This is a genomic window from Pseudomonas sp. SWRI51, from assembly GCF_014268825.1.
GTDB lineage: Bacteria > Pseudomonadota > Gammaproteobacteria > Pseudomonadales > Pseudomonadaceae > Aquipseudomonas > Aquipseudomonas farsensis.
Map to the genome: position 1 here is coordinate 1 of NZ_JABWRG010000157.1, position 5,165 is coordinate 5,165.

The window sequence follows — 5,165 nt, forward strand, 5'->3', positions numbered from 1 at the left end:
GGGCTGCAAAGCAGCCCCGGCGATTCTGCATGGTGCTCGGATCTTGGGGCTGCTTTGCAGCCCATCGCGACACAAGGCCGCTCCTACACCAAACAGCGGTCGCTAGTGCCCCTACCCCGCCAACCAGCCATGCTCGACCATCGACAGCGGCTCGCCATCACCGACGATGACATGGTCCATCACCCGGACATCGATCAGCGCCAGCGAGCGCTTGAGCATCAGCGTCAAGTGCACGTCATCCTGGCTCGGCTCGCAGTGCCCGGATGGATGGTTGTGGCAGAGGATCAGCGCTGCAGCATTGTGCAGCAGCGCCCGGCGCACCACCTCGCGCGGGTAGATACTCGCCCGGTCGATGGTGCCGCGAAACAGAATCTCGAACGCCAATGGCCGGTGCTTGGTGTCCAGAAACAGGCAACCGAACACCTCGCTGGGCTCATGGCGCAACATCGCCTTCAGGTAGCGCCGCACCGCCTGCGGGCTGTCCATGGCCGATTCACGCTCGATCGACATCGCCAGGTTGCGCCGGCCGATCTCCAGCAATGCCTGCAACTGGCCATAGCGCACCGGCCCCAGCCCCAGCTCGCCGACAAAGCTCTCCCGGCTGGCCTCAAGCAGCTGGCGCAGGCCGCCGAACTTCACCAGCAGCCCACGCGCCAGCTCCAGCACATTGCGCCCCTTCACACCGGAGCCCAGAAACACCGCCAGCAACTCGGCATCCGAAAGGCTGCCCGCACCGCGCTGCAGCAACTTCTCCCTCGGCCGCTCTTCAGCCGGCCATTCCCTGATGCTCATCGACGCTCCTTGCGTGGTACTGCGGCGAATTTGACCGCTGTGTTAATCTAGTTCGCTTCGAAAATGCGACGATCTGCCGCAGGCAGTAACGTCGCCGCCCGCTTTCACTGGATAAAGGCAAGCCTATGCAGCGGCTGTATCGCAAGCGCATCGTTCTCGGCGTGGGTGGCGGCATTGCCGCCTACAAGAGCGCCGAGCTGATTCGCCGACTCCTCGAACACGGCGCCCAGGTGCGTGTGGTCATGACCCGCGGTGGTGCCGAGTTCATCACCCCGCTCACGCTGCAGGCGTTGTCCGGGCACCCGGTGCACATGGACCTGCTCGACCCTGCCGCAGAAGCCGCCATGGGCCATATCGAGCTGGCCAAATGGGCCGACCTGGTGCTCATCGCCCCGGCCACCGCGGACCTGATGGCACGCATGGCGCAAGGCATTGCCAACGACTTGCTGACCACCCTGGTGCTGGCCACCGACGCCACCGTTGCCGTCGCCCCGGCCATGAACCAGGCCATGTGGCGCGACCCCGCCACCCAAGCCAACCTCGAGCTGCTCAAGAGCCGCGGCATTCAGGTGTTCGGCCCGGCCTCGGGCAGCCAGGCCTGTGGCGACGTCGGCCTTGGGCGCATGCTCGAAGCCACCGACCTGGCGTGGTGCGCCGCCGAGAGCTTCAAGCGCGAGGCATTGACCGGCAAGCACGTGCTGATTACCGCCGGGCCGACCCAGGAAAACATCGACCCGGTGCGCTACATCACCAACCATAGCTCAGGGAAGATGGGCTTCGCCCTGGCCGAGGCGGCCGCTGAAGCCGGGGCTCGGGTCACCCTGGTAACGGGCCCCGTGCACCTGCCGACACCCGACCGGGTCAGCCGCATCGACGTGGTGAGCGCGCGGGACATGCTCGCGGCATGCGAAGCAGCCATGCCGTGCGACCTGTTCATCGCCTCGGCTGCGGTTGCGGACTACCGCCCGGAAGTCGTCGCCACACAGAAGCTGAAGAAAGATCCCACCACAGGCGACGGCATGCTGCTGCAGATGGTGCGCAATCCCGATATCCTTGCGACCATTGCCGGCCGGGCTGATCGCCCGTTCAGCGTCGGCTTCGCCGCCGAAACCGAACACCTGCTCGACTACGCCACGCGCAAGCTCAAGGACAAGAACCTCGACCTGATCGTCGCCAATGATGTGGCCAACCCCAGCATCGGCTTCAACAGCGAGGAAAACGCCCTGACCGTGATCGACCGCCAGCAACACCAAACCCTCTTCGCGCAGACCAGCAAGGGCAAGATCGCCCGCCAACTGGTTGCTTTCATCGCCGAACGACTCAATCAGGTTCAATAAGTTACATGCACGCTCTTCAAGCCAAGATCCTCGACCCACGCCTGGGCAACGAATTCCCCCTGCCGCAGTACGCCACCCCCGGTTCCGCCGGCCTGGACCTGCGCGCCCTGCTGAAACAGGACACCGTCCTGGAGCCCGGCCAGACCTTGCTGATCCCCACTGGGCTGTCGGTGTACATCGGCGACCCTGGCCTTGCCGCAATGATCCTGCCGCGCTCGGGCCTGGGCCACAAACACGGCATCGTGCTCGGCAACCTGGTGGGCCTGATCGACTCGGACTACCAGGGCGAGCTGATGGTGTCGTGCTGGAACCGTGGCAACACGCCGTTCACCATCACCGTTGGCGAGCGTATTGCGCAGCTGATTCTGGTGCCGGTGGTGCAGGCGCATTTCGACATCGTCGAGCAGTTTGACGAGACCCAGCGCGGCGCTGGCGGCTTCGGTCATTCCGGCACCCGCTGAGCCGGATCGCGACCGTTCGGGCCATGGCTGGCGAACTCTCGGGGCATTCCACCGTCCAAGCGTTCTGTTTGCGCCAGCCCAGAAGCCTTTGAATACTTGGAGTCCCCACAGATGAACGACATGGCCCAACTGGTCCCCGCACTGCCCGACAGCATCTTCCGCGCCTATGACATTCGCGGCGTGGTCGGCAAGACCCTGCATGCCGAAACCGCCTACTGGATCGGCCGCGCCATCGGCGCCCAGAGCCTGGCCCAAGGCGAGCCGCAGGTCTCGGTCGGCCGCGACGGCCGCCTGTCCGGCCCGATGCTGGTCGAGCAACTGATCAAAGGCCTGGCCGACGCCGGCTGCCACGTCAGCGACGTCGGCCTGGTGCCAACCCCTGCGCTGTACTACGCCGCCAACGTGCTGGCTGGCAAATCCGGGGTGATGCTCACCGGTAGCCACAACCCGTCGGACTACAACGGCTTCAAGATCGTCATCGCCGGCGACACCCTGGCCAACGAACAGATCCAGGCCCTGCTGACCCGCCTGAAAACCAACGACCTCAGCCGTGGCGAAGGCCGCGTCGAAAAAGTCGAGATTCTGCAGCGCTACTACGAGCAGATCACCGCCGACGTGAAGCTGGCCAAGCGCCTTAAAGTGGTCGTGGACTGCGGCAACGGCGCGGCTGGCGTGATCGCGCCGCAACTGATCGAAGCGCTGGGCTGCGAGGTGATCCCGCTGTTCTGCGAGGTGGATGGCAACTTCCCCAACCACCACCCCGACCCGGGCAAGCCGGAAAACCTGGTGGACCTGATCGCCAAGGTCAAGCAAACCGGCGCCGACCTGGGCCTGGCCTTCGACGGCGACGGCGACCGCGTCGGCGTTGTGACCAACACCGGCACCATCGTCTACCCTGACCGCCTGCTGATGCTGTTTGCCCAGGACGTGCTGTCGCGCAACCCGGGCGCCGAGATCATCTTCGACGTCAAATGCACCCGCCGCCTGACCCCGCTGATCGAACAGCACGGTGGCCGCGCGCTAATGTGGAAGACGGGTCACTCGTTGATCAAGAAGAAGATGAAACAGACCGGTTCGCTGCTCGCAGGCGAGATGAGCGGTCACATCTTCATCAAGGAACGCTGGTACGGTTTCGACGACGGTATCTACAGCGCCGCGCGCCTGCTGGAGATCCTCAGCAAGGCCGGCCAGGATGCCGAGAGCCTGTTCGCCGCGTTCCCGAATGATATTTCCACGCCGGAAATCAACATTGATGTGACCGACGAGGGTAAATTCAGCATCATTGATGCACTGCAACGCGACGCCGACTGGGGCCAAGCCAACCTGACCACCATCGACGGTGTGCGGGTCGACTACCCGCACGGCTGGGGCCTGGTTCGCGCCTCCAACACCACGCCGGTGCTGGTGCTGCGCTTCGAAGCCGACAGCGATGCCGAGCTCGACCGTATCAAGGCTGTATTCCGCACGCAGTTGCTGCGCGTCCAACCGGGCCTGCAACTGCCGTTCTGATGACTATCCGTTCCTGACCTGGAGCCCTGCATGACCCTCGATCGCGATGCCGCTTCCCATGTAGCCGAGGTTTTGTCCGAAGCACTGCCTTACATCCGCCGCTTCGTCGGCAAGACCCTGGTGATCAAGTACGGCGGCAACGCGATGGAAAGCGAGGAGCTCAAGACCGGCTTCGCCCGTGACATCGTGTTGATGAAAGCTGTGGGTATCAACCCGGTGGTGGTGCACGGCGGTGGCCCGCAGATCGGTGATCTGCTCAAGCGCCTGTCCATCGAAAGCCACTTCATCGATGGCATGCGCGTGACTGACGCGGCCACCATGGACGTGGTCGAAATGGTGCTGGGCGGCCAGGTCAACAAAGACATCGTCAACCTGATCAACCGCCATGGCGGCAGCGCCATTGGCCTGACCGGCAAGGACGCCGAGCTGATCCGTGCGCGCAAGCTCACCGTCAGCCGCCAGACCCCTGAGATGACCCAGCCGGAAATCATCGACATCGGCCATGTCGGCGAGGTGGTCAGCGTCAACACCGACCTGCTCAACATGCTGGTGCGCGGCGACTTCATCCCGGTGATCGCGCCAATTGGCGTGGGCGCCAACGGTGAGTCGTACAACATCAACGCCGACCTGGTCGCCGGCAAGGTGGCCGAGGCGCTGAAGGCTGAAAAGCTGATGCTGCTGACCAACATCGCCGGCCTGATGGACAAGCAGGGCCAGGTACTGACTGGCCTTACCACCGAGCAGGTCAACGACCTGATCGCCGACGGCACCATCTACGGCGGCATGCTGCCGAAGATCAAGTGCGCGCTCGAAGCGGTGCAGGGCGGCGTGAGCAGCTCGCACATCATCGACGGCCGCGTGCCGAACGCCGTGCTGCTGGAGATCTTCACCGACACCGGCGTGGGCACGCTGATCAGCAACCGCAAGCGCCACTGATTCATCTGTAACGCCCTCGCGGTTGCTCGGCATTCCGAGCGCCCGCTCCCATCGAACAAACGCTAACTGACTGATTTACATCGAAACGTGGGAGCGGGCTTGCCCCGCGATAGCGATAGCACTGCCAACA

At 64.1% G+C, this 5,165-nt stretch carries 4 protein-coding genes and 1 pseudogene; 4 read left to right on the plus strand and 1 reads right to left on the minus strand.

What is annotated here, in order from left to right; translation table 11 throughout:
* Positions 1-111: 111 nt before the first annotated feature.
* A complete protein-coding gene (radC, locus tag HU720_RS23650; protein WP_186523535.1) occupies positions 112-792 on the minus strand; it encodes a DNA repair protein RadC in 681 nt (226 codons plus the stop codon).
* Between the two features lie 125 nt (positions 793-917).
* Between radC and coaBC the strand changes: the two genes are divergently transcribed.
* From coaBC to argB, 4 genes and pseudogenes are all read left to right on the plus strand, one after another.
* Complete coding sequence (coaBC, locus tag HU720_RS23655; RefSeq protein ID WP_186523538.1) at positions 918-2,129, plus strand: bifunctional phosphopantothenoylcysteine decarboxylase/phosphopantothenate--cysteine ligase CoaBC; 1,212 nt, start codon at positions 918-920, stop codon at positions 2,127-2,129.
* A gap of 5 nt (positions 2,130-2,134) precedes the next feature.
* Entirely contained in the window at positions 2,135-2,590 is a 456-nt protein-coding gene (gene dut / locus HU720_RS23660) for a dUTP diphosphatase (protein WP_186523540.1), read from the plus strand.
* Between the two features lie 141 nt (positions 2,591-2,731).
* Positions 2,732-4,099 (plus strand): annotated as a pseudogene (locus HU720_RS23665) (phosphomannomutase/phosphoglucomutase); the annotation flags it as partial.
* A gap of 30 nt (positions 4,100-4,129) precedes the next feature.
* Positions 4,130-5,035 carry an acetylglutamate kinase gene (gene argB, locus HU720_RS23670; RefSeq protein WP_186523545.1) on the plus strand — a complete coding sequence of 302 codons (906 nt, stop codon included), beginning with the start codon at positions 4,130-4,132 and terminating at the stop codon, positions 5,033-5,035.
* Positions 5,036-5,165 lie beyond the last annotated feature (130 nt).

What these genes read in the sequence shown, in the direction of transcription:
- radC (WP_186523535.1), bottom strand. Translation starts at nt 792, where the DNA reads ATGAGCATCAGGGAATGGCCGGCTGAAGAGCGGCCGAGGGAGAAGTTG.
- coaBC (WP_186523538.1), top strand. Translation starts at nt 918, where the DNA reads ATGCAGCGGCTGTATCGCAAGCGCATCGTTCTCGGCGTGGGTGGCGGC.
- dut (WP_186523540.1), top strand. Translation starts at nt 2,135, where the DNA reads ATGCACGCTCTTCAAGCCAAGATCCTCGACCCACGCCTGGGCAACGAA.
- argB (WP_186523545.1), top strand. Translation starts at nt 4,130, where the DNA reads ATGACCCTCGATCGCGATGCCGCTTCCCATGTAGCCGAGGTTTTGTCC.